The organism is Mycobacterium sp. IDUB_3, from assembly GCF_055419585.1.
This window is the reverse complement of record NZ_JBVAXZ010000001.1, coordinates 2,640,819-2,663,342: the sequence shown is the minus strand read 5'-3', so window position 1 is coordinate 2,663,342 and position 22,524 is coordinate 2,640,819. Positions and strand designations below refer to the sequence as shown.

The following is a 22,524-nucleotide window of genomic DNA, read 5'->3' as shown; positions in this document are numbered from 1 at the left end:
CTGAGATGCGATCAAGGGACGACTGCCAATTCTCATGTTCGATGTCTGTTCTGGGCGATCTTTGCCGCGGGGCCAGGGCGCGTGGTCTGACCTTGAAGACCGCCTTTGCCGGATGAAACAAAACACCGGACGTGCGTGATGACGTCGTGGTAGCGGTCGGGTGACGACGCGACATCACCGGTGCCGGGGTGCGCACTTCATTGATCCCCGTTGATGATTGGCAGCGTCAGCCCAATGCGTTTGGTCACGAACCGCCGCTCGGGTTCGCTGCGGCGGACGGCCCTGCCAGCACCGAGGCGCCAGCACTCTTGGGGAGGGTGCCGGTCAGCTTGGACGGCCTGCCGAGCTTAGGTCGCGTATCCCGGCGTCGGGGTGTTCAATCGGCACAATGGTAGTCACCCAGCGGGAACAACAGGTTAACGAGATTGCTGATCGTCGGGTGCGGCGTCATCTGCGCGGTGATTCGCATCGGTTGACGGCGATCGGGGGCCTTGCCGCGTTGTCGTTGGACGCATTGTCCAGCGTCGCTTATGGTCCCGAAGCGATCGTGCTTATCTTGGTCGCTGCGGGTGCCGCGGCAGTGCGGTTGACCCTGCCGATCTCGACGGCGATCACGCTGCTGCTACTGGTGTTGGTGGTCTCCTACCGGCAGGTGATCGCGGTCCACCCGAACGGCGGCGGAGCCTACGCGGTGGCCAAAAAGGACCTCGGCCGGACGGTGAGCCAGTTGGCTGCGGCGAGCCTGGTAGTCGACTACGTGTTAACCGTTGCGGTCAGTCTGGCGGCAGGGGCAGCCAGTCTGCGGAGCATCTTTCCGGTGCTGTCGCATCACTTGCTGGCGGTGGCCCTGGGCGGGCTTGCCCTGCTCACCGCAATCAACCTGATCGGAATCGCCGAGTCGGCCAAGGTACTGATCGGACCGACCCTGGTATTCATCGCCAGTATCTTCGCCACCATCATCGTCGGGTTCATCCGTTCGCACCCGGTGGCCGTCATCGGTGCCGATCTGGGCCCGGTCGGTGCGACCGAGGCACTGGGTTTGGTGTTGATTCTCAAAGCCTTTGCGGCGGGTTGTTCATCGCTGACCGGCGTCGAGGCAATCGCCAACTCGGTGCCCCAATTCCGGACACCCGCCGTCACGCGGGCCCAACACACCGAGGTTGCGTTGGGACTGTTGCTGGCCGTCATGCTCCTGGGCCTGAGCGCGCTGATCCGCCAGCATCGAGTGACACCACGCGGCGACGTCACCGTCCTTGCGCAGCTCTCGGCGGGGGCATTCGGGACCGGGTGGCTATTCTATGTGACCAACCTGTCGGTAACGCTGGTGTTGGCTCTCGCCGCGAACACCAGCTTTGGCGGTCTGCCGGTGCTGCTGCAGTTGCTGGCCAAGGACCACCGGCTGCCGCACTTGTTCACGCTTCGCGCCGAACGCCCCGTGTTCCGGTACGGCGTTGCGACTTTGGGCCTGCTGGCCGCCGCGGTGCTACTCCTCGTCGGTGCTGAAACCCACAGGTTGTTGCCAGTGTTCGCGATCGGTGTATTCATCGGATTCACAATCAGCCAAATCGGATTGGTCCGGCACTGGCTGCAACAACGCGGCCGCGGCTGGGTGGGCAAGGCCGCACTGAACGGGACTGGGGCGGTGCTCACCGCCGTTGCGGGACTAGTGCTCTTCGCCAGTAAATTCACCGAGGGTGCCTGGCTGCTGCTGCTGATCGTGCCCGGGCTAATGCTCCTCTTCGATCGGATCGAACGCTACTACAACGGTGTCGCCGCACAATTGAATCTCGGCCAGCTGCCACCCAAACCCGTTGGGAGACCGTGCGGCGAAGCGCTGGTCATAGTCCCGGTCGTCACAATCAGCAACGTCGTCGTGCGTGCGTTGCAGGTGGCGATGCGGCTTGGCGGCGAAGTCGTCCCGGTCGCCGTCGACACCGACCCCGACACCACCCGCCGGCTCTGCGCGCTCTGGAAACAATGGGACCCCGGGCTTGACCTACGGGTCCTGCCCAGCCCGCACCGCGCCTTAGTGTCGCCCGCCGTCGGGTTTGTCCGAAGCCAAGTCGAGAAGGGCCGATTCGTCATCGTCTTGCTTGCCTACATCGAACCGCGGCGCCGGCGCTACCGAATCCTGCATAACCAACGCGGACCGCTGCTCGCCACAACAGTTCGCGCCCGCACCGACGCTATCGTCGCCACATTGCCGATTCGCTTGAACTGAGGATCTCCCAACGCATTCCCGAAGACCGGGCCGTCCGCGAGGGATCCAGGAGTTACTCTGGGCGCATCACCCTTTCAGCGGTGCTCCAGTGTCCAAGATTCTCAGGGCCTGTCATCCGATTGCGCGTTCGCGATCCGTCGCACGACCGGTGTTTTCATGGTCGGAGTCAACGCCCCGTCAATTAGGTGCGACTGTGCAGGCTCGAACCAGGGTTTGCCGATCTCGTCATGCTCCGATGACTGGCCCGCTAATTTAAAGAGGCGCAGCGCAATTGGCCGCGAGAACCTGCGGATAAGGGGCCGTGGTTCTGAACCAGGGGATCTCGAAAGCCCTATCACACCAACCATTAATCCTTGACAAATGCACGCGGGGGGTGCAACGTCAATGTGGTTGAGACTCTCAACCAGTTCGGAGTGGGGTCTGCCGTCCGCCGCTCTCCTCGCAGAGCAATGGCTCGCGCCGAACAAGCCGGTGACAACCGCACTGTCGGGAATCACCATGAACACACGACCCTCGTACATGCCGCCGTTGGGCGGCATCATTTCCCAACCATTGCATAGTCACACCCTCCGGCTTGCCAGTCGTCGGCTGAGATCCTCGGTTGGCGTCATCAGCGCCTGTGGCCACATCGACGCATCCAACGCTGAGATCGTGACTGAGTACACGCTGGGGCATCTGATGCGCTGCCGCGGAATCATCCTGGACCTGCGTAGCCTGGATTTCTTTGGAGCTGACGGTTTCTCGGCGCTGCACAGGCTTTCCGTTTGCTGCGCACGCGCCGGTGTAGGCTGGGCGGTGGTGGCCGGTGAGGCAGCCTCTCGGGTGCTGCGGATCGGCGACCCACATGGCTTGCTACCCGCGACGAAAACAGTCGAGGCAGCGATGGTGACCATCCAAGGCCACCTCACGTCGAACACCCTCTGGTCTCCGCCCCATACGAATCAACGCGGTTGCTGCGAGCAAGACACGCCCTCGCGCCGCCGCCCGGACGCGTCGATGGCTTCGGGCGCATTTGAACGTTGACCACGTATCGGACTTCGCCAAGCATTCACCAATCGTGTAGACTTGCGACATACGGCCGGTGTTGAGACGATATCTCACAAGCGATTTGACTGAGCGCCGAGATCGAAAGCGAATAGAAGCGGCGCTCTCCTGAGTTTGCTGGTGTCGTGAATTCGATTCAGCTTGGTCCGAGTGACGCAAGGCCGGTCGCCGCGCGACGACACGAGTTGCGGCAATCTCGAACACTTCGGCGCACGCCTCCGGTCAACGGCGGGCACTGCCACGGAAGGGAAACGCTCGGTTGCTCTAGCATCATCGACTCAGCCGCTGCTAGACGTCTTTGCCTGTGGGACACCGGGACGCCCAAACGGGTCACAATGAATAACTCCGAAGAAGAACAGCTAGATGTCCACGGCGGAAACGCCTTTCATCTAAGTACGGAATTGACTGAGAAGAATCGTCGGCACCTAGCGGAGGCGTGGTCGATCCTCGGGCCCACCTGAGAAGGTGGGAACCCCAAGTTGGTGGTTGTGGATTTCTCCTGACAGGGCCGCAATGACAAGGGGAAGCGCGCCACCTTGCACACCCAGCCCGCCCGCCGCTGCGCACCTGGTAGCGGTCGTCGGGCTGCAGCGTAATCAGCAGCGCCGCAAAGCGTTATCGGCGATGCGCGCCATTGACAGCCGCACCCAAACCAGCCGGCTCGCTTTTGCGGCTAAATAGAGAAAGAGATGAGATGACGTACGTACTCGAAGGACCAGTTACTGCCAACGCTGCCGGCGTGAGCAGATCGACGACTACGGCCAGCGCCAGGCCGTATCTGACCGCCGGGGATGTGCTTCGTGCGGGAATGCGCCGCACCGCGGAGCGCAGACAAACTGCTGCGGCGGAGTCGACATGGGATTCCGAAGGCGGCGCGGCCGATCAGCGGACAAAACATGGGGAGCACGGGACTGGCGTTCTGGTGCCGGCGGCGCTAGAGACGCCGGGCCGCATGGCTCCGTGACCGGCGTTTGCCGAACGATACGCCACCTTTACGCCTCTTGCCCGGATGCGAAGCCGCCGGACTACGGCGCGCCGCGATGACCTTAGATTCGACGGTATGCCCGAAACATATTGCGGCATTTGGTCCGCCGCCAGGACAGCTGTGGCCATCTCGGGGATCGAAAGCGACGAATACGCGTGCAGCGTCTCCTGGACGAGAAACGCGGGTTTCATGCGGCGAGGGCGATGCCGATCAGTTACGGGTTGGTTGTCCCTAGTTTCGCCGAGCGCGCCTGCCTTCCAACGGGACTCACTCGACCGTTGCTCAAAGCACCCGGTGTTGCCTTACGAGGCAGGTTGCGCCCATGACCAGAACGATGCCTTGGCCGGCTCCCCGGGGTCTGTACTGATCGCTAGGTGGCGGTCACTCCCCACCGCCAGGGGCCTTTTGGGTCCCTGGTTGATCTCGAACTGGACTCGCTGGTTTTCCTCAGGGGAGCGAAAGTCGTCCCCCTGGATATCGGAATGGTGGGCGGATACATCTTTTGCGCCGCCGTCAGGGGCGATGAACCCGAAACCTTTGTCGTTGTTGAACCATTTGACTGTGCATACGCGCAGTACGACGCGCACGTCCCGGATCCGAAAAGGGCTAACTCCATTGAGGTGGCGACGGCACGAACCTCAATGGCGCGCGACGACGGTTTCGCACCTGGGAGGGCCCCACCCAGAGCGAATTGTGGCGTAACGTCGTTGGCGAGCTGTTTCGTTGTCAGCCCGTGTTCGAGGCGCATCGCAATTCTCGCGCCTTTCAGGTAGCCGAATCGATCGTTCGCTTGGCCCGAGGCGAGCAAATGTTCGAAGCGCGGGGCGCGCGGCGGATTGCGCGGTGATGCCCCAAGACCGTCGGGATTGAGCCGAGCCCGGTCCGCCCGACGCGCGTCCCGTGTCGGCGAGTGCTGTGCGGATCGTTGAGATCTAGGGCTTTACGGACAGGCTTATGTGGAAGTTTCCGCGTCGGCAGCGCTTGTCGCGAGGAGGTTCTCGACCGCCGAGGCATTGCTCGGGCCGGCCGCGGTCATCATAATGGCGTGTGCCTGGGCTGAGTCAGCCTGCGGGGAGACAACCAATAAGACGATTCTGCCGGAATTAAGGCCAAGCACTTCGACGGTGCTGGCCGGCTGGCGGCGATATCCGTCGATACGTACCGTTCGCCCGCCGGTCGCGATTTTCTTTGGCGGCGTTGCCCATTCGTTGACGTTGTAGATCACGCGGCCGATCGGTCCGAGCCGAACCGAGAGGACCGATAACAAGTCTGGCAGCTCTGCAGTGAGGTCGTCACTGTGCGGCCACCATGCACCGTCGACGTATCCGCTCGTCGGCGCTTTGGATTTCAGCCTCAGGCGCGGCGTGTGTGCGGGCGGGGTATGCCGGTGCGCGGCGTCCGTTTGGTCTTTTTTCAGCGTCATAGTGACGCTCCCGTCTTGACCGCGAGAACGGTCAATTCATTCGACTCGGCGACGACATGGCATTGATTAGTCAGGTACGGAATATCGCCGATGATTCCTACGCTACACGCGCTGTCGAGAGGGTAGGCGGGTACGGCGGCTGCCCCGCTTCGCGCACGCGTAGCAGCACCGCCGACGGGTCGCTGCCCGGCGGGCGTGATCACGGCAGACACTTCGCTGGAGAGCAAAGTTTCCCCCGGATTTGCCGATGAGGCCGCTTGAGCCCGTCAGTCGGTTCAGGCTTGCGCCCGAGTTGCGAGGGCCGAATTTCGGTTGCGGCGACACGGTGAAGGCTGTCCCCAGTGGTGGCTGTGGCTGACCTTCGAGCCTTTTATTTTTGCCGTATTTGACATACCGTGGGAGTCAGCAATTGATCGAGCAGGTTGCGTTTGTAGTCCGTTGCGAGATGGCCGTTGGTGTGCAACTGTGGTGTTAAGCAGTCAGCACCAGACTGGCCGCCGTCGATGCTTCACTGTGTGCGCCAACGCAGTACGTCTCCGATAAAGCCAATAATTCGGCGCGGGCCTGCGGACTCAACAGCTCCTGGGCAAGTGCCGAAGTCAGGCGTTACTCGCTTCCGTGGCCCCCCTCGTGGTTTGCGACAGCTGAGCTGGTGTCGCCGGGACAGTGGCGGCGGCGCGGCTGCCGGCGCCTCTTGGTTCCAGACCAGGCCGGCGTAGCGTGGAAGAAGCGTCGGGGGTCTTCCGTTCGTGACCGTCATGGTTGCGTCATCGCCGATTCGAATGATTTGGCCGGTCTCGCGGTCCAGACGGGAGCGTCGCTATGACGCGAGTAAAAGTCGGCAACGGAGTGAGTTTGGGCGGCACGCGGAACTTCCGTATGCCGCGGTTTCGATTGAAACCCAAGGCGCATGGCAGCGGGCATGTGGATGGCGCATGGTGGCCACGCAGCGATGACCTGATGATGGAGCTGCCGGATCCGATCGCGGGTCTGTCGGGGCGCCTGGGTGCCGTCGGTCAGGTGATGTATCATCCCGGCGAATGGGCAACGACGCCCACTGAACTCTTCACCAGCGAGCGTGCGGTCCACCTTGACGGATCCCGTGGCCAGCACCCCAACACGGTCGAAGTGCTTGACGCCAAAGGCAACAAGCTCCTCTTCCTGGTCGTCCCGGCTCACATCGATCCAGACCAGGCGCACGCGATTGTGATGGCAGCCGCCGCGTCGGGCAACGCGTCAAGCGTCGACACCCTGCTCATGATCAGCGTGCAGGACAGGGAAAGCCGCACCGAGCGGGACGCCGCGCGTGAGCGCTGGGATTCGCAATGCAACGCCAAACCGGTCGAAGCGTCACGATCGATTCTCGACCCTGCGGCAGTTTGTTCCGGCGCCTTTTCCATACCGCGGCGCTCCACCGGACCGTAACTAGGTCATCCATTGCCACAGTCGTTGTTTTATCCCTTCGCCGGGCGGCATGGTGGTCGTTAGGGCAGCGGCGCACAAGGATTCGTTGGAAAGGGGATGGTGCGCTGATGGTTGCGCGATTGTCGGGGATCGATGCGTTGTCGCTGCACACCCAGAGCTCGAAGATGCCTGCCCACACGGTCACGCTGGTCATCATCGATGCGCCCGATCGCTTCAGCCACCATCGGCTACACCAACTGGTGGTGGCATCGCTGCCGCAGATGGCGCGCTTTCGCAGCCGATTGGTGGACAAGCCCCTAGGTCTCGGGCAGCCGCTATGGGCCGAGATCGAGGACTATGACGCCTCTCCGCAGATCCATTGCGCAACAGTTCGCGCCCCCGGCGGCCGGCGCGAGTTGGCCGATCTCATCGGCGACCTAAGTACGGCGCGTCACGATTCCCGTGACCGGCTCTGGGAAGCGTGGAGTATCGACGGTCTGGCGGGCGGCCGCTGGGCATTGGCGGTGAAGACGTCGCCTGTGCTGAATGACGGAGCGGCAGGGATGGCGTCTCTGTGGCCGCGGCTGCTGACGACTTTGCCGCACGCCGACGCGACAAATAATCTGCCGGCCGAGCCTAGCCTCGGCTCGGCGCCGTCCGCCGGCGACGTCGTTACCGATGTGGTAAGCGAGATCGCCGAGAACCATGTCACGGGCCTGTGGCTGGCTGCTCAGACCATGTCTGGTGTGCTGCGGGCACTAAGGGATCGGCTGTCCGGCACCGCTGGACGGGACTCCATGGCGCCTGCATCGCCGATGAGTGGGCCGGTGCCGCACACCGCATTCAACGCGCCACCGACCGAGCGGCGCGCAGTCGCCTTTGCCTCGATCCGGCTGGCAGACGTGAAGACGGTCAGCGACGCGTTCGGCGGCAGCATCCCCAACGTTGTGCTAGCCGCCTGCACGCTGTCACTGCGCGCTTGGCTGCAACAGCACGACAAGGTGCCCGACGATCCGCTGCTCATGCGGATGCCGTTCGAGTTACCGGCCACGGACCCGCCACACATCGGTAAGTCGTTGACTGTGGGGCGACTTCGCATCCCGGTACACCTCGACGACCCTGTGCAGGTTCTCGCCAATCTGCATACCGCCACCGAACGGCTGAACGCCATCCGCGGCGGAAGCAATCAAAAGGGTTGTCCTACAGTTGATGTGGCGACGCTGGCTTCGCTTATGCCACCGAGCGTAGCTCGCGTCGGTAGGCAGCTCTACACACGATCAGGTCTGCGGCACCGGTTCGAGCCGATCTGTCACGGCAGCGTCTCCTACATCGCCAATGGGCCGGTGCCGGCGTATTGCGCCGGCGCCAAGGTCGTCGGTATGCATAGCGTAGCGCCACTAGCCGAGGGGGGTGGGCTGAACGTTGCGCTGACCTCCCATGGTGAGAAGCTGGACGTGAGCGTTTGCGCATGCCCCGACAGCGTGCCTGGAGTCGACGATATCGCCACCGGAATCGCGCGCGCTGTCGATGTTTTGCTGTCCGCAGCAAAGGAATCTCCTCGCGGACAAGGCCGTTCCGTCGTCAGTGAGATGACGACACACCCCGCGAATCTTCCACGGGGTAGAAGCTATGACACGTTCAGGTAAGTCCCGGTGGGATCCACGAGTGCGGCAGCCTATCGGGATGTTTCGGCTCGCATCTTACGAATGGGGAGATAAACCGCTGGCTCGCCCGGATTTCAGGAGAACGTGGTGACCGCGCAGGTGCTCGGCGACGTGATGTTGACCCCGGAGTAGACGACCTGAATGTGCGTGCAGGCGATGACGTTGTTGTCGGTCTTGGGCTGGCCGGTCTGCCAGTCGGTGGAGTCGATGCGCCCGTTGGTCTGGTACTTCTCCGGCGGGCCCTCACCCATGTAGATCGTGGTGATCTCGTCGGAACCCATCGACTTCATCACCCGCTCGTACTGGCCGTCGGCGTGCGCGTCGAGGTAGGCCAGCCGGTTCGAGGAGCGGATCTCGGTGGTTTGCCGGGCCCACAGGCCGGGCGGGAAGCCGGTCACCCCACCGGGCGTCAACACGTCCGCCCCGGCGGTGAAGTCGCAGTGGCCGTCGGCCTTGAAGCAATTGAGGATGACGCGCGTCTCCAGTTGATTCGGGCCATCCAGCGGGAACAGCGTGGTCGCGGTGTTGCTCGCCGCCGCGCACACCGCGGCGGGCAGAAACATCGGCATCACTGCGAAGACTGCGAATCCCGATACCAGCCGCATCATCGATGCTTCCCTTCCCTCTGACCCCAGGGTGAACTTAACGCCGCGACTATTCGTCGTAGGTGACTTCTACCGAATCAGATTCCGGGTGAGATTGACAGGCCAGAATCAGGCCCTCGTCCAGATCCTGCTGCTCGAGCACGTCGTTGACCTCCATGCTCACGTCGCCCTTGCGCAGGGTGCACGCGCACGCGCCGCAGTGACCCTCGCGGCAGGAGAAGGGCGCGTCGAGGCCCTTGGCCAGCAGGACGTCGAGTAGCTTGGCGTTGCGCGGCCACGACACGGTGTGGGTTTCGCCGTCCAGCTCGACCACCGCGGTCGCCGGCGGCTCGTCACCTTCGGCGGTGTCCTCGATCTTCACCGCCGCGAACGGGTCAGACTCCAGCGACTTGAACACTTCGATATGTATCTGTGGCGCAGGCACTTTCAGCGTGTGCAGCGCTTCTTTCGCCGAGTCCATGAAGGCGCCAGGGCCGCAGATGTAGACGGGCCGATCCGTGTAGGGGGCGGCCAGCTTGGCCAGCGCGGCCACGCTGGGCAGGCCCTGCAGCGATTCCAGCCAGTGCAGCACCGTGAGCCGGTCGGGATATTTGGCGGACAGCTCCCGCAGGGCGTCGGAGAAGATCACCGACTTTTCGTCGCGGTTGGCGTAGACCAGCGCCACCTGCCCGCTGCCCTCGGCCAGGGCCGACTTGCAGATCGACATGATCGGGGTGATCCCGCTGCCGGCGGCCATCAACAGGAAGTCGTCGCCCAGCGTTTTGGGCACGAAGTTGCCCGACGGGGCCAGCACGTGGATCCGCATGCCTTTGTGCGCGTGGTCGCACAGCCAGTTGGAGGCGTAACCGTCCGAGGTGCGTTTGACCGTGACCGTCAGAGCGTCGTCGGTGAACGGCGAGCTGCACAACGAATAGCAGCGGGCCACCGAGCCGGTGCGCTCGCTGGGAACGCGCAGCGTCAGGAACTGGCCCGGCGCGTACCGTAGCCGCTCGGGCGGGATTTCGGGGTCGCCCACGTCGTCGGGCACCGCGAACACCAGGGACCGCGCATCGTCGGTCTCTGCGATGACCTCGGCGACCTGCAGTTCAAGGACGTGGTCACCGAGTGGCTCGTCGGGTGTTTGGTCCGGATCAGCCTCGGTCAAGGCCCGTCCCTTCCTTTCGTTGCAACTAGAACATGTTACAGAAAAGCGGATTCGTATCGCTACCAGCCGCAGGAATACCCTGCTCGACACAAATCGGAACGTGTTCTAGTCTCTGGTGTAAGTCCGCTGAGTAAGTCTGGCGCAGGAGGCAAACGTAAGTGACGTCCATTCAACAGCGTGATGCGCAGTCGGTTTTGGCTGGCATCGATGATCTGCTCCCGCAGATTCGCGAACGCGCTCAGGCGACGGAGGACCTGCGGCGGCTGCCCGACGAGACCGTTCAGGACCTTCAGGATGTGGGCTTCTTCACCCTGTTGCAGCCCGAGCAGTGGGGCGGGCTGCAGTGCGATCCGACGCTGTTCTACGAGGCGGTGCGGCGGCTCGCCAGCGCGTGTGGTTCCACCGGCTGGGTGAGCTCGATCATCGGCGTGCACAACTGGCACCTGGCGCTGTTCGACCAGCAGGCGCAGGAGGAGGTCTGGGGCGAGGACCCCAAGACCCGGGTCTCGTCGTCGTATGCCCCGATGGGTGCGGGCGTGGTGACCGACGGCGGCTACCTGGTCAACGGTTCGTGGAACTGGTCGTCGGGGTGTGACCACGCGACGTGGGCGTTCCTCGGCGGTCCGGTGATCAAGGACGGCCGGCCGGTCGACTTCGGCAGCTTCCTGATTCCGCGCAGCGAGTACCGCATCGACGACGTGTGGCATGTCGTCGGCCTGCGCGGCACCGGCAGCAACACCGTCGTCGTCAAGGACGTCTTCGTGCCGCGGCACCGGTTCCTGTCCTACAAGGCGATGAACGACGGCACCGCGGGCGGATACGAGAACAACACCGCCGCGGTCTACAAGATGCCTTGGGGCACAATGCACCCCACCACGATCTCGGCGCCGATCGTCGGCATGGCGTACGGCGCGTACGACGCGCATGTCGAGCACCAGGGCAAGCGGGTGCGCGCCGCGTTCGCCGGTGAGAAGGCCAAGGACGACCCGTTCGCCAAGGTCCGCATCGCCGAAGCGGCCAGCGACATCGACGCGGCGTGGCGACAGCTGAGCGGCAACGTCGCCGACGAGTACGCGCTGCTGTCGGCCGGCAAGGACATCCCGTTCGACCTGCGTGCCCGCGCTCGCCGCGACCAGGTGCGCGCCACCGGCCGCGCGATCGCCTCCATCGATCGGCTGTTCGAGGCTTCCGGCGCCACGGCCCTGGGCAATGACCAACCGGTGCAACGGTTCTGGCGCGATGCACACGCCGGCCGGGTGCACGCGGCCAACGATCCCGAGCGGGCCTACCAGATCTTCGGGAACAACGAGTTCGGGTTGCCGCCCGGCGACACCATGGTCTGATCCATGACTGCGACCGAGGAATTGACCTTCGAGTCCACCTCGCGCTTCGCAGAGGTGGACGTGGATGGGCCGCTGAAGCTGCACTACCACGAGGCCGGCGTGGGCAACGACCAGACGGTGGTGCTGCTGCATGGCGGCGGCCCGGGCGCGGCGAGTTGGACGAACTTCTCGCGCAACATCCCGATGCTGGCACAGCGGTTTCATGTGCTGGCCGTCGACCAGCCCGGGTACGGCCACTCCGACAAGCGCGCCGAGCACGGACAGTTTAACCACTACGCGGCGCGGGCGCTCAAGGGCCTCTTCGACCAGCTGGGTCTGGGACGTGTTCCGCTGATTGGGAATTCGCTGGGCGGTGGCACCGCGGTGCGCTTCGCGCTCGACTACCCGGACCGGGCCGGACGCCTGGTGCTGATGGGGCCGGGCGGGGTGAGCGTGAACCTGTTCGCCCCCGACCCGACCGAGGGCGTCAAGCGGCTGGGCAAGTTCTCCGCCGAACCCACCCGCGAAAACCTCGAGGCTTTTCTGCGGGTGATGGTCTACGACCAGAAACTGATCACCGACGAATTAATCGACCAGCGTTTCGAGTTGGCCAGCACCCCCGAATCGCTGACGGCGACGCGCGCGATGGGAATGTCGTTCGCCGGAGCCGATTTCGAGCTCGGCATGATGTGGCGCGAGGTGCATCGGCTGCGTCAGCCGGTGCTGCTGATCTGGGGGCGCGAGGACCGGGTCAACCCGCTGGACGGGGCGCTGGTCGCGCTGAAAACCATTCCGCGTGCACAGCTTCACGTTTTCGGGCAATGTGGGCACTGGGCGCAGGTGGAGAAGTTCGACGAGTTCAACAAGCTCACCATCGATTTCCTGGGAGGTGCGCGATGAGCATCCGCTCTCTGGGTTACCTGCGTATCGAGGCCACCGACATGGCGGCCTGGCGCGAGTACGGCCTGAAGGTCCTCGGCATGGTGGAGGGCAAGGGCGCGACCGAGGGTGCGCTGTATCTGCGGATGGACGATTTCCCGGCCAGGCTGGTGATTGTGCCCGGCGAGCAGGACCGGCTCATCGAGGCCGGCTGGGAGTGCGCGAATGCGGCTGGCCTGCAAGAGATTCGCAACCGGCTCGACGTCGAGGGCACGCCCTACAAGGAGGCCACCGCCGCCGAACTGGCCGATCGCCGGGTCGACGAGATGATTCGGTTCTCTGACCCGTCCGGCAACTGCCTGGAGGTCTTCCACGGCGCCGCCCTTGAGCACCGTCGCGTGGTCAGCCCGTACGGGCACAAGTTCGTCACCGCCGAGCAGGGCCTGGGGCACGTGGTGCTGACCACCCGCGACGACGAAGAGACGCTGCACTTCTACCGGGATGTGCTGGACTTCAAGCTGCGCGACTCGATGCGGCTGCCGCCCCAGGTGGTCGGTCGGCCTGCCGACGGCCCGCCGGCCTGGCTGCGGTTCCTGGGCTGCAACCCTCGCCACCACAGCCTGGCCTTCATGCCCGGACAGACCCCCAGCGGCATCGTGCACCTGATGGTCGAGGTCGAAGAGGCCGACGACGTCGGGCTGTGCCTGGACCGGGCGCTGCGTAAGAAGGTGCCGATGTCGGCGACCCTGGGCCGCCACGTCAACGACCTGATGCTGTCCTTCTACATGAAGACGCCCAGCGGGTTCGATATCGAATTCGGCTGTGAGGGAAGGCAAGTCGAAGACGACGACTGGATCGCCCGGGAGAGCACCGCGATCAGCCTGTGGGGCCACGACTTCAGCGTCGGCTTCAAGGGGTAATTTCGGGGTTATGACTGCCGCGCCGATCGACCCGCGCACGTTCCGTAGCGTGCTCGGCCAGTTCTGCACCGGGATCACCATCATCACCACCGTGCACGACGACGCCCCGGTCGGCTTCGCCTGCCAGTCCTTCGCGGCGCTGTCCTTGGACCCGCCGCTGGTGTTGTTCTGCCCCACCAAGGTGTCCCGGTCGTGGAAGGCCATCGAGGCCAGCGGCCGGTTCTGTGTCAACATGCTGACCGAGCACCAGAAGCACGTCTCGGCCCGATTCGGCTCCAAGGAGCCCGACAAGTTCGCCGGGATCGACTGGCACCCCTCCGAACTCGGTTCGCCGATCATCGACGGTTCGCTGGCCTACATCGACTGCACGGTGGCTTCCGCGCATGACGGGGGCGATCACTTCGTGGTTTTCGGTGCGGTGCAGTCGCTTTCAGAGGCCCCGAAGATCAAGCCCCGGCCGCTGCTGTTCTATCGCGGCGAATACACCGGGATCGAGCCGGACAAGACGACGCCGGCGCAATGGCGCGACGATCTGGAAGCGTTCCTGACCACCACCACGCAGGACACCTGGCTCTGAGCTGACCCGCGCGGGCGCCACGCCACCTGGCGGTCAGATTGGGTTGCGGCCGATCCCGACTCGTTCGCTCCGGCCGGTACTTCGCGTCCAACGATCTCCTGAGAACGCCCGGCTCGGCGCCGATGTTTCGCACGCGCTCGGGCGGGAATGCGTGACGCATGCACGCGACCGCGCCGTCACGGGTCCGCACGGCCCGGGGCACCCGGGTGCTCGTCGAATATCTCAATACCCAATCGATCGGACAGAGGCGAGCGACATCGCGCTGCGCCACGGTGAGGACGACGACACCATTCACGACACCCGGGTGGCGATCCGGTGGTTGCGCAGCACACTGCGAGTGTTCGCCAAAGTGCTGGACGCATCGGAAATCGATGGTATGGAAACCGAACTCAAGTGGTTTGCCGGATTGCTTGGCGATGTTCGCGATTGCCAAGTCCAGCGCGCCCGGTTCAATCGGGTGCTCGACGGCATGCCCGACGAACTGATCCTGGGTCCGGTCAAATCGCGGATCGGCAGTCATTTCGCGTCCATCGAGTTTCCGGCACGCGAACACGTAAGTGAGACTTTGGAATCCGCGCGCTACCAGAGCATGATGACCGCGCTACGACGCTGGCGCGCCGAACCTCCCATCGCCGGGGCCGTGGCGACCGGCACGCTGCGACAGCGGGCGCGTCGTGCGCAGCGCAAGGCGGACCGGCGGTTGGCGGCCGCGCTCGAATCGGAAGACGCCGCAATGCTGCACCGTGCGCGCAAGGCGGCCAAGCGTGCACGGTATGCCCAGAACTGTGCGGGCCTTTGGGCAAGCGAAGTCGCGCCAAACGAGCCATCAAGCGTTACAAGCAGATACAAAGCACGCTGGGCGATCATCAGGACTCGGTGGTCGCCGCGGAAGCGCTGCGCAGCATGGGATTAGCGGCCGGAACCACGGTCGGAGAGAACGGCTTTACCTTTGGCATGATGTATGCGCGCGAACAGCAGATCGCTCGCCAATGCCGTCGCGAGGCCCGGCGGCTCTGACGGGCGACCGGGCCACGGACCCTGGGCGAGACCGGCGCGATTACTGTCGCGTGTCGCGATGGTCGGGGGATGTGCCGTGCCGGGGCAGGTCGGCGTCGGTTGGCTGCTCCCCGGTCGGCGCCGTGTCGCGCTCGGAGCGCGATTGATCCCTAGCCGCACCCCGGTCGGCGTCAACCCTCGGGTCGATCTTGTCGGCGCGCTCCCATTGCTGTTGGACTTCTTCGCGTGAAGTCGCGGCTTCGCTTTGGTGCGTGCCCGCTCGCTCCTGCAGTCGCGCTGCCTCTGCGGCTTTCGCGTCGGCCTCCGCCTGCGCGGCACGCGCCTTTGCTGCCGTCTCGGCGGCAAGCGCTTCACGGCGTTCAACCTTCTGCGTCTGCACACTGGCCTCTTGACGGATCTGTGCGGCTTGGCGCTGACGGCGGTGGATCGTGGCCCGCCTGGCCACGATGATCAGGACGACAATTAAGACGACTGCTACCGCGGCGATCACAATCCAGGTGATCTGGTTGGTACTCATGGCGAGCTCCGTTGATCAATCGATGTTTGCTATTCCCGGGCTGCCCCGTCCTAGCCGATTGCCCTAGTTCGGCACGAATCAAACAAGACGGACGGTAATGCCGAGGTCAGCCACGTCTCGGCGAGGCCCTTTTGATCGCAGTCGCCGGCTTGGAGATTCGACCGCACCGGGATGTTCGGACTCGGGCGCTCGGACAGAATGGTGTCATGACGCTGGACCTGGACGGGTACTTCGACCGGATCAACTACCGCGGCGCCGCCGAGCCGACCCTCGACGTGCTGCAGGATCTGATGACCGCGCACACGGGGTCGATCCCGTTCGAGAACCTCGATCCGCTGATGGGCGTGCCGGTCGACGACCTGAGCCCGGAAGCCCTCACCGACAAGCTGGTCCGCCGTCGCCGCGGCGGCTACTGCTACGAGCAGAACGGCCTGATGGGGTACGTGCTGGCCGAGATCGGGTTCCGGGTGCGGCGGTTGGCCGGCCGGGTGGTCTGGATGCAGCCGCCTGACAGCCCCCTGGGCGCCCAGACGCACACGGTGCTGGCGGTGACGTTTCCGGGCTCGCAGGGCTCGTTCCTGGTCGACGTGGGGTTCGGTGGCCAGACCCTGACGTCACCCATTCGCTTGCAGACCGGCAACGCCCAGCAGACCACGCACGAGCCGTACCGGCTCAACGACCGAGGCGACGGCCTGATCTTGCAGGCCCTGGTCCGGGACGAGTGGCAACCGCTCTACGTGTTCGGCACCCAGACCGTGCCGCAGGTCGACCTGCGGGTGGGCAGCTGGTACGTGTCCACCCACCCGTCGTCGACCTTCGTGACCGGCCTGATGGTCGCGCTGACCACCGACGAGGCCCGCTACAACCTGGCCGGGCGCAACCTGGCCATTCACCGCGCCGACGGCAGCGAGAAGATCCGCCTGGACGACGCCGCGGCGGTCATCGACGTGCTCGGTGAGCGGTTCGGCATCGACGTGGCGGGTATCGGCGACCGCGGTGCGCTCGAGGCGCGGATCGCGCAGGTGCTCGACCCGTAGGCAGCCGGCCGGCTTTGGCTAGCGGGCCACAAGCCAGGGGCCGAGGCGCCGCACCGCTTCCTCGATGTCGTTCGTCGGCCCCGCGAAGGATAAGCGCACGTATAAATTTCCGCGCGCGGTGTCGAAGTCGATGCCCGGCGCGATCGCAACGCCGGTCTCTGCCAACAACTTCGAACAGAACTCCATCGAGTTGTCAGTAAATTCCGAGACATCGGCATACACGTAGAAGGCGCCGTCGGTCGGGGCCAGGCGTTCGATGCCGATGCTGCGCAGTCCATTTAGCACCAGCGAGCGATTGGTCGCGTAGTGATGCAGGTGGCCGTCGGCTTCGGCGGTCGCCTCCGGGGTGAAGGCCGCCACCGCCGCGAGTTGGGACAGCACGGGCGGGCAGATGGTGAAGTTTCCGGTCAGGCAATCCACCGCGCGGCGCAGCTCGGTCGGCACCAGCAGCCAGCCCAGCCGCCAGCCCGTCATCGCGTAGTACTTGGAAAAGCTGTTGACCACCACAGCATTCCGCGATGTCTGCCACGCGCAGCTGGTCTGCGGTGCCCCTTCGTAGACCAGCCCGTGGTAGACCTCGTCGCTGATCAGCCGCGCTCCGGATGCGTCACACCAGGACGCGATGGCGGCCAGCTCCGCCGGCTCGATGACCGTGCCGGTCGGATTGGCCGGGCTCGCCACGATGACCCCCTGCACCGGCGGGTCGAGCTCGGCGAGCATCTGCGCGGTCGGCTGGAAACGCGTCTCCGGGCCGCAGGGGATCTCCACCACCTCGCATCCCAACGCCGACAAGATGTTTCGGTAGCACGGGTAGCCGGGGCTGGCCAGCGCCACCCGGTCACCGACGTCGAAGCAGGCAAGGAAGGTGAGCAGGAAGCCGCCCGAGGAGCCCGTGGTGATCACCACCGCGTCCGGCTCGACGTCGAGCCCGTGCTGACGCTGATAGTCCGCGGCGATCGCGGCCCGCAGCTCGGGAGTGCCCAACGACACCGAGTAACCGAGCTCGTTGGAATGGACGGCGGCGGCCGCCGCCGCGCGCACCGGCTCGGGCGCCCCCACGCTGGGTTGGCCGGCCGACAGGTTGACCAGGTCGCCGTGGCTGCGCTGGCGTTCCGCGGCCGCCAGCCAGACATCCATCACATAAAACGGTGGGATGCCGGCGCGCAGCGAGACACGGTCGGTCACGGCGTTTTGAGTACCTCGGATTCCAGTCGCCTAAGCAGTTCTTGCGACGAATCCAGCAGGTGCGCGCTGCCGTGGGCGCGCTTGAAGTACAGGTGCATGTCGTGCTCCCACGTGATCGCGATGCCGCCGTGCAGCTGGATGCCCTCGGCGGCCACCGTGTTCAGCGCCTCGGTGGCGGCCAGGCGGGCGGCGGCGGCGTTGGTGGGAGTCGGGTCATCGCAACCGTCGGCGACGACCGTCTTCGCGGCGGCGACGGTGACGTACAGGTCGGCCATCCGATGCTTGAGGGCCTGGAAGCTGCCGATCGGCCGGCCGAATTGCACTCGGTCCTTGGCGTATTCGACGGTCAGTTCCAAACAGCGCTCGGCGGCGCCTATCTGCTCAGCGGCCAGCAGGACGGCCGCCTTGTCCGCCAGCCCCGGGTCGGTGCCGATCGACTCGGTCTCCTGCGCTGTCAGCCGCGCCAGGCGCCGGGTCGGGTCCATGGTGGTGACGGGCTGCGCGCCGAATCGCGTCCACCTGCTCACCTTGCCGTCCTCGACCGCGACCACGACATCGGCGACATCGCCGTTCACCACGTAGTCGGCGTCGAGCACCAGCGCGCCGATCGAGGCGCCCTCGGCGAGGCCTTCCAGCGTCGCGGCGTCCGGCTCGGTCGCGCTCAACAGCGCCAGCTCGGCCAGCGTGGTGCCCAGCAGCGGGGAGGGCACCAGGGCGCGGCCGAGCTCTTGCAAAACGGTTGCGGCGTCGGCCAATTCGCCACCCGCGCCGCCCAACTCCTCGGGTATCACCAGGGCCGCTGCGCCAACCTGCTCGCAGAGCAGCTGCCACAGTGATTCGTCGTAGCCGCGGTCGGACTCCATGGCCGCGCGCACGGCCGCCGGGCCGGCGTGCTTGGCCACCAGGGCGGCGACGGTCTCGCGGAGTAGCTCGCGTTCTTCGGTGGTACTCATAGCGCCTCCAGCACTCGCCGCCGATGTTCCTCCGGCGTCCCCCAGGCCGATCGCAATGCCTGCACCCGCAGCAGCAACAGCGACAGGTCGTGTTCCTGGGTGAAACCGATTGCGCCGTGGGTCTGCAACGCCGACCGCGCCGCCAGCAGTCCCGTCTCGGACGCGGCCGCCTTGGCCGCGCTGACATCGCGCGGGTCCATCGTCAGCGCCGCGCCGTAGATCAGCGGCCGGGCCAGTTCGATGGCGATGTGCACGTCGGCGAGCTTGTGCTTGATCGCCTGGTACGACCCGATCACCCGGCCGAACTGGGTGCGCTGCTTGGCGTAGTCCACCGCGCCGTCGCGCAGCGCCTCAGCCGCGCCGATCAGCTGTGCCGCGGTGGCCAATGCACCGAATTCGTAGGCGCGCTTGACTATTCCTTCCGGAACCTGCCAGCTTCTGCCGGTCGCGGTCACGTCGGAGAGCTTCCGGCTGGGGTCGATGGACTCGTGAACGTCACCCGGTGTCGCCTCGGTGACGCCGTCCTTGCCGGCCAGCAGCACCAGGCCGGCGAAGTCGGCGTCGAGGGCACGCGGTGTCTGCGGCGGCAGCGCGACGGTGGCGATCAGCTCGCCGGACGCCAATCCGGCGCAGCGGTCGGCGTGATCGTCGGAGGCGAGCAACACCGGTGCCACAGCGATGGATTCGGCCACCGGACCCGGCACGCACCAACGCCCGAGGCGCTCGATGGCGACGACGAGGTCCACCGGATGGGCCTCGATGCCGTCGAATTTCTCCGGCACGGCCAGGGCGGTGACGCCGAGGTTGGCCAGCTGCTCCCACACCTTGCGGCCCGGTGCGGTATCGCCCGCCGACCACGCGCGCACCGCGCCGGGCAGATCGGCGGCGCCGAGCGCGGCGTCGATGCTGGCCGCGAAGTCGCGCTGCTGTTCGTCTAGCGCAAATTTCATTTCTTGCCCCCGGATTTCTCGCGCGGCAGACCCAGCAACCGCTCGGAGATGATGTTGCGCTGAATCTCGTTGGTGCCGGCGTAGATCGGGCCGCCCAACGCGAACAGCAGACCCTCGGTCCACCGGCCGGTGAGCTCGCCGTCGGCGGCGAGGAGGTCGAGCGCCGTCTGGTGCAGCTCGACGTCGAGGTCGGACCAGAACACCTTGGTCACCGACGATTCGGCGCCCAGCTCGCCGCCGAGGGCCAGCCGGGTCACCGTGCCGAAGGTCTGCAGCCGGTAGGCCTGCGCCTTGATCCAGCCGTCGGCGACCCGGTCGGCGAACGCGTCGGGTGAGCCACTGTCCTTCCACAGCTGCACCAGCCGCTCCGCGGTGGCCAGGAAGCGGGCCGGGCTGCGCAGTGACATGCCGCGTTCGTTGCTCGACGTGCTCATGGCCGCGCGCCAGCCTTCGTGCGGTGTGCCGATCACGTCCTCGTCGGGCACGAAGACGTCGTCCAGGAAGATCTCGCCGAAACCGGTGTCGCCGCCCAGCTGGACGATGGGGCGCACCGTGACGCCCTGGGCCTTCAGGTCGAACATGAAGTAGGTCAGCCCGTTGTGTCGCTCGGCGCCGGGGTCGGAGCGGAACAGCCCAAAGCCGCGCTCGGCGAACGGCGCCCGCGAGCTCCAGATCTTCTGCCCGTTGAGCAGCCAGCCGCCGTCGGTCTGGGTGGCGGTGGACCGCAGCGAGGCCAGGTCGCTGCCGGACTCGGGCTCCGACCATGCCTGCGCCCAGATCTCCTCGCCGCTGGCCATTTTCGGCAGGATGCGCATCCGCTGTTCCTCGGTGCCGTGCGCGAACAGCGTCGGCGCCAGCATCGAGGTGCCGTTGGCGCTGGCCCGGCCGGGCCCCCCGGCCCGGAAGTACTCCTCCTCGAACACCACCCAGTGCAGCAGCGGCGCGTCACGGCCCCCGTACTTCTTCGGCCAGTTGATCACTGACAACCCTGCGTCGAACAGCACACGGTCCCAATGCCGGTGCTGGTCAAAGCCTTCGGCGTTGTCGTATGACTTCGTCGGGATCGAATCGGCATTGGCCGACAAGAATTCCCGCACCTCGGCCTGGAAGGCCAGGGTGTCTTCGTCGAGTTCCAGATCCATTAGCCCTGCTCTCGCAGTTGTGGTTTGACCACCTTGCCGCCCGCATTGCGCGGCAACGCGTCGACGAACCGCACCGACCGCGGTGCCTTGAAGTTCGCCAGATGCTCACGGGTGTAAGCGATCACAGACTGTTCGTCGAGTTGGGCGCCGGGCCGGGTCACCAGGTAGGCCCGGCCGACTTCGCCGAGCCGCTCGTCGGGAACCCCGATCACGGCGGCGTCGGCCACGCCGTCCATGCGCGCCAGCACCTGCTCGACCTCGGCGGGGTAGACGTTGAATCCACCGCAGATGTACATGTCTTTCAGCCGGTCGGTGATCCGCAGGTTGCCTGCGGCGTCGACGGCGCCGATGTCACCGGTGTGCAGCCACCCGTCGGCGTCGATGGCGGCCGCGGTGGCCTCCGGGTCTTCCAGGTAGCCCAGCATCACGTTCGGGCCGCGCAGCAACACCTCGCCCGATTCCCCGGGTGACTCGGCGTCGATGCGCAGTTCGAAGTCGGCGAACGGGCGTCCGCACGTGGTGGCTACGGTGACGGCGTCGTCGTCGGCGCGGCACATGGTTCCCATGCCGTTGGCCTCGGTCAGCCCGTAGGCGGTCAGCACGATGTCGATGTCGAGTTCGGACTGCATGCGCTCGACGAGCACGACCGGCACGGTCGCGGCGCCGGTCACCGCGAACCGCAGCGACCTCAGGTCGTAGTCGTTGCGGGCCGGGTGGTCCAGCAGCGTCTGGTAAATGGTGGGCGGCCCCGGCAGCACCGTGATGCGGTGTTGCTCAATGGCTTGCAGCGCGCGCAGCGGGTCGAACGTCAGGTGGGGGATCAGCGTCGCGCCGGTCTGCAGGCAGGCCAGGATGCCGGCCTTGTAACCGAAGTTGTGGAAGAACGGGTTGATGCACAGGTAGCGGTCGTCACTGGTGATCTTGCCGTTGGCCGCCCAGGCCGCCGAGGCCGACAGCGACTGCCGGTGCGCGCACAACACGCCTTTGCTGCGGCCGGTGGTACCGGAGGTGAACAGGATGTCGCTGACGTCATCGGGTACGACGGCGGACGCGCGCGCGGCAACCGCGCGCAGGTCGCTGCCGCGCGCGACGAATTCGTCCCAGGTTCCGTCGTCTGCGTCGATCGGTATCCGCACGATGTGCCGCAGCGCGGGCAGTGCCGCGCGGTCCAGGTCGGCGATGCGATCGTTGCCGAGGAATCGGCCCATCCCGAACAGCACGGGCGCGGCGGTGCGGGCCAGGATGTCACTGGCCTCGGCGGCGGTGTAGCGGGTGTTCAGCGGCACCATCGCCGCCCCGGCGTGGTGGATTGCCAGGCAGGCCACCACCCAATGCCAGGTATTCGGCGACCAGACGGCCACCCGGTCGCCAGCCCGCACGCCGAGGTCGATCAGGGCGGCAGCGGCCCGGCGCACTTCGTCGCGCAGCGCTGCCGCGGTGAAGGATCTTTCGTCGGTGATCAAGGCGTCGTGATCGGGGAGCCGGCCCGCGAAACGATCCAATGCCGCGGGCACCGTGCGCGGATCGTTGGTCAT

At 65.7% G+C, this 22,524-nt stretch carries 18 protein-coding genes and 2 pseudogenes; 10 read left to right on the top strand and 10 right to left on the bottom strand.

The features are described from left to right. Positions 1–388 precede the first annotated feature (388 nt). Together ACZYVJ_RS12080 and ACZYVJ_RS12075 are read left to right on the top strand one after the other, a co-directional pair. The gene (locus tag ACZYVJ_RS12080) at positions 389–2,221 is read left to right on the top strand and encodes an APC family permease (protein WP_463831203.1); all 1,833 of its coding nucleotides are present in this window, start codon (positions 389–391) and stop codon (positions 2,219–2,221) included. A gap of 360 nt (positions 2,222–2,581) precedes the next feature. Next, positions 2,582–3,244, top strand: a complete 663-nt coding sequence (locus ACZYVJ_RS12075) for an STAS domain-containing protein (RefSeq protein WP_463831202.1) — start codon at positions 2,582–2,584, stop codon at positions 3,242–3,244. Positions 3,245–4,636: 1,392 nt separating this feature from the next. Here the strand turns inward: ACZYVJ_RS12075 and ACZYVJ_RS12070 are convergent. Together ACZYVJ_RS12070 and ACZYVJ_RS12065 are read right to left on the bottom strand one after the other, a co-directional pair. After that, positions 4,637–4,825: pseudogene (locus ACZYVJ_RS12070) on the bottom strand (cold-shock protein); the annotation flags it as partial. A gap of 377 nt (positions 4,826–5,202) precedes the next feature. Beyond that, positions 5,203–5,673: a DUF5994 family protein gene (locus ACZYVJ_RS12065; protein WP_463831201.1), complete on the bottom strand. Its 471-nt coding sequence runs from the start codon at positions 5,671–5,673 to the stop codon at positions 5,203–5,205. A gap of 822 nt (positions 5,674–6,495) precedes the next feature. On the opposite strand from ACZYVJ_RS12065, the gene ACZYVJ_RS12060 reads away from it, so the two are divergent. Further along, positions 6,496–7,098 (top strand): DUF5994 family protein, encoded by a 603-nt coding sequence (locus ACZYVJ_RS12060; RefSeq protein WP_463831200.1) that lies wholly within the window; start codon positions 6,496–6,498, stop codon positions 7,096–7,098. A gap of 107 nt (positions 7,099–7,205) precedes the next feature. Next, positions 7,206–8,723, top strand: coding sequence for a wax ester/triacylglycerol synthase domain-containing protein (locus tag ACZYVJ_RS12055; RefSeq protein WP_463831199.1), 1,518 nt, complete (start codon positions 7,206–7,208; stop codon positions 8,721–8,723). Between the two features lie 92 nt (positions 8,724–8,815). On the opposite strand, the gene ACZYVJ_RS12050 is transcribed toward ACZYVJ_RS12055, so the two are convergent. Both ACZYVJ_RS12050 and ACZYVJ_RS12045 read right to left on the bottom strand, forming a co-directional pair. Next, positions 8,816–9,349: a hypothetical protein gene (locus ACZYVJ_RS12050; protein WP_463831198.1), complete on the bottom strand. Its 534-nt coding sequence runs from the start codon at positions 9,347–9,349 to the stop codon at positions 8,816–8,818. A gap of 46 nt (positions 9,350–9,395) precedes the next feature. Continuing rightward, the gene (locus ACZYVJ_RS12045; protein ID WP_463831197.1) at positions 9,396–10,490 is read right to left on the bottom strand and encodes a 2Fe-2S iron-sulfur cluster-binding protein; all 1,095 of its coding nucleotides are present in this window, start codon (positions 10,488–10,490) and stop codon (positions 9,396–9,398) included. A 158-nt stretch (positions 10,491–10,648) separates the two neighbouring features. On the opposite strand from ACZYVJ_RS12045, the gene hsaA reads away from it, so the two are divergent. From hsaA to ACZYVJ_RS12020, 5 genes and pseudogenes are all read left to right on the top strand, one after another. Then, a complete protein-coding gene (gene hsaA / locus ACZYVJ_RS12040; RefSeq protein ID WP_463831196.1) occupies positions 10,649–11,833 on the top strand; it encodes a 3-hydroxy-9,10-secoandrosta-1,3,5(10)-triene-9,17-dione monooxygenase oxygenase subunit in 1,185 nt (394 codons plus the stop codon). Positions 11,834–11,836: 3 nt separating this feature from the next. Further along, positions 11,837–12,712: a 4,5:9,10-diseco-3-hydroxy-5,9,17-trioxoandrosta-1(10),2-diene-4-oate hydrolase gene (gene hsaD / locus ACZYVJ_RS12035; RefSeq protein WP_463831195.1), complete on the top strand. Its 876-nt coding sequence runs from the start codon at positions 11,837–11,839 to the stop codon at positions 12,710–12,712. Next, positions 12,709–13,611 (top strand): iron-dependent extradiol dioxygenase HsaC, encoded by a 903-nt coding sequence (gene hsaC / locus ACZYVJ_RS12030; RefSeq protein WP_064882086.1) that lies wholly within the window; start codon positions 12,709–12,711, stop codon positions 13,609–13,611. Before hsaD ends, hsaC begins: the two co-directional genes overlap by 4 nt. A 10-nt stretch (positions 13,612–13,621) precedes the next feature. Next, a complete protein-coding gene (gene hsaB / locus ACZYVJ_RS12025) occupies positions 13,622–14,188 on the top strand; it encodes a 3-hydroxy-9,10-secoandrosta-1,3,5(10)-triene-9,17-dione monooxygenase reductase subunit (RefSeq protein WP_463831194.1) in 567 nt (188 codons plus the stop codon). 151 nt (positions 14,189–14,339) lie between these two features. Continuing rightward, positions 14,340–15,205, top strand: a pseudogene (locus ACZYVJ_RS12020) (CHAD domain-containing protein). A gap of 40 nt (positions 15,206–15,245) precedes the next feature. Here ACZYVJ_RS12020 and ACZYVJ_RS12015 read toward each other — a convergent pair. Beyond that, positions 15,246–15,722 (bottom strand): hypothetical protein, encoded by a 477-nt coding sequence (locus ACZYVJ_RS12015; RefSeq protein WP_463831193.1) that lies wholly within the window; start codon positions 15,720–15,722, stop codon positions 15,246–15,248. A gap of 206 nt (positions 15,723–15,928) precedes the next feature. On the opposite strand from ACZYVJ_RS12015, the gene ACZYVJ_RS12010 reads away from it, so the two are divergent. Next, positions 15,929–16,759, top strand: coding sequence for an arylamine N-acetyltransferase family protein (locus tag ACZYVJ_RS12010; protein ID WP_463831192.1), 831 nt, complete (start codon positions 15,929–15,931; stop codon positions 16,757–16,759). An 18-nt stretch (positions 16,760–16,777) separates the two neighbouring features. On the opposite strand, the gene ACZYVJ_RS12005 is transcribed toward ACZYVJ_RS12010, so the two are convergent. The 5 genes from ACZYVJ_RS12005 to fadD3 are packed head-to-tail and all read right to left on the bottom strand — an operon-like array spanning position 16,778 to position 22,524. Further along, positions 16,778–17,944, bottom strand: coding sequence for a pyridoxal phosphate-dependent aminotransferase (locus ACZYVJ_RS12005; protein WP_463831191.1), 1,167 nt, complete (start codon positions 17,942–17,944; stop codon positions 16,778–16,780). After that, the gene (gene ipdE2 / locus ACZYVJ_RS12000; protein WP_463831190.1) at positions 17,941–18,897 is read right to left on the bottom strand and encodes an acyl-CoA dehydrogenase IpdE2; all 957 of its coding nucleotides are present in this window, start codon (positions 18,895–18,897) and stop codon (positions 17,941–17,943) included. The genes ACZYVJ_RS12005 and ipdE2 overlap by 4 nt, the downstream gene beginning before the upstream one ends. Beyond that, positions 18,894–19,847 (bottom strand): acyl-CoA dehydrogenase family protein, encoded by a 954-nt coding sequence (locus ACZYVJ_RS11995; protein ID WP_463831189.1) that lies wholly within the window; start codon positions 19,845–19,847, stop codon positions 18,894–18,896. The genes ipdE2 and ACZYVJ_RS11995 overlap by 4 nt, the downstream gene beginning before the upstream one ends. Continuing rightward, positions 19,844–20,989: an acyl-CoA dehydrogenase family protein gene (locus ACZYVJ_RS11990; protein ID WP_463831188.1), complete on the bottom strand. Its 1,146-nt coding sequence runs from the start codon at positions 20,987–20,989 to the stop codon at positions 19,844–19,846. The genes ACZYVJ_RS11995 and ACZYVJ_RS11990 overlap by 4 nt, the downstream gene beginning before the upstream one ends. Further along, positions 20,989–22,524, bottom strand: coding sequence for a 3-((3aS,4S,7aS)-7a-methyl-1,5-dioxo-octahydro-1H-inden-4-yl)propanoate--CoA ligase FadD3 (gene fadD3 / locus ACZYVJ_RS11985; protein WP_463831187.1), 1,536 nt, complete (start codon positions 22,522–22,524; stop codon positions 20,989–20,991). The genes ACZYVJ_RS11990 and fadD3 overlap by 1 nt, the downstream gene beginning before the upstream one ends.

Excerpts from the sequence above, each read along its gene's own strand:
- ACZYVJ_RS11990 (WP_463831188.1), bottom strand. The coding sequence starts at position 20,989 with ATGGATCTGGAACTCGACGAAGACACCCTGGCCTTCCAGGCCGAGGTG.
- ACZYVJ_RS12050 (WP_463831198.1), bottom strand. The coding sequence starts at position 9,349 with ATGATGCGGCTGGTATCGGGATTCGCAGTCTTCGCAGTGATGCCGATG.
- ipdE2 (WP_463831190.1), bottom strand. The coding sequence starts at position 18,897 with ATGAGTACCACCGAAGAACGCGAGCTACTCCGCGAGACCGTCGCCGCC.
- ACZYVJ_RS12075 (WP_463831202.1), top strand. The coding sequence starts at position 2,582 with ATGCACGCGGGGGGTGCAACGTCAATGTGGTTGAGACTCTCAACCAGT.
- ACZYVJ_RS12060 (WP_463831200.1), top strand. The coding sequence starts at position 6,496 with ATGACGCGAGTAAAAGTCGGCAACGGAGTGAGTTTGGGCGGCACGCGG.
- ACZYVJ_RS12015 (WP_463831193.1), bottom strand. The coding sequence starts at position 15,722 with ATGAGTACCAACCAGATCACCTGGATTGTGATCGCCGCGGTAGCAGTC.
- hsaC (WP_064882086.1), top strand. The coding sequence starts at position 12,709 with ATGAGCATCCGCTCTCTGGGTTACCTGCGTATCGAGGCCACCGACATG.
- hsaB (WP_463831194.1), top strand. The coding sequence starts at position 13,622 with ATGACTGCCGCGCCGATCGACCCGCGCACGTTCCGTAGCGTGCTCGGC.
- hsaD (WP_463831195.1), top strand. The coding sequence starts at position 11,837 with ATGACTGCGACCGAGGAATTGACCTTCGAGTCCACCTCGCGCTTCGCA.
- ACZYVJ_RS12055 (WP_463831199.1), top strand. The coding sequence starts at position 7,206 with ATGGTTGCGCGATTGTCGGGGATCGATGCGTTGTCGCTGCACACCCAG.
- ACZYVJ_RS12010 (WP_463831192.1), top strand. The coding sequence starts at position 15,929 with ATGACGCTGGACCTGGACGGGTACTTCGACCGGATCAACTACCGCGGC.
- ACZYVJ_RS11995 (WP_463831189.1), bottom strand. The coding sequence starts at position 19,847 with ATGAAATTTGCGCTAGACGAACAGCAGCGCGACTTCGCGGCCAGCATC.
- ACZYVJ_RS12080 (WP_463831203.1), top strand. The coding sequence starts at position 389 with ATGGTAGTCACCCAGCGGGAACAACAGGTTAACGAGATTGCTGATCGT.
- ACZYVJ_RS12065 (WP_463831201.1), bottom strand. The coding sequence starts at position 5,673 with ATGACGCTGAAAAAAGACCAAACGGACGCCGCGCACCGGCATACCCCG.
- fadD3 (WP_463831187.1), bottom strand. The coding sequence starts at position 22,524 with ATGACCAACGATCCGCGCACGGTGCCCGCGGCATTGGATCGTTTCGCG.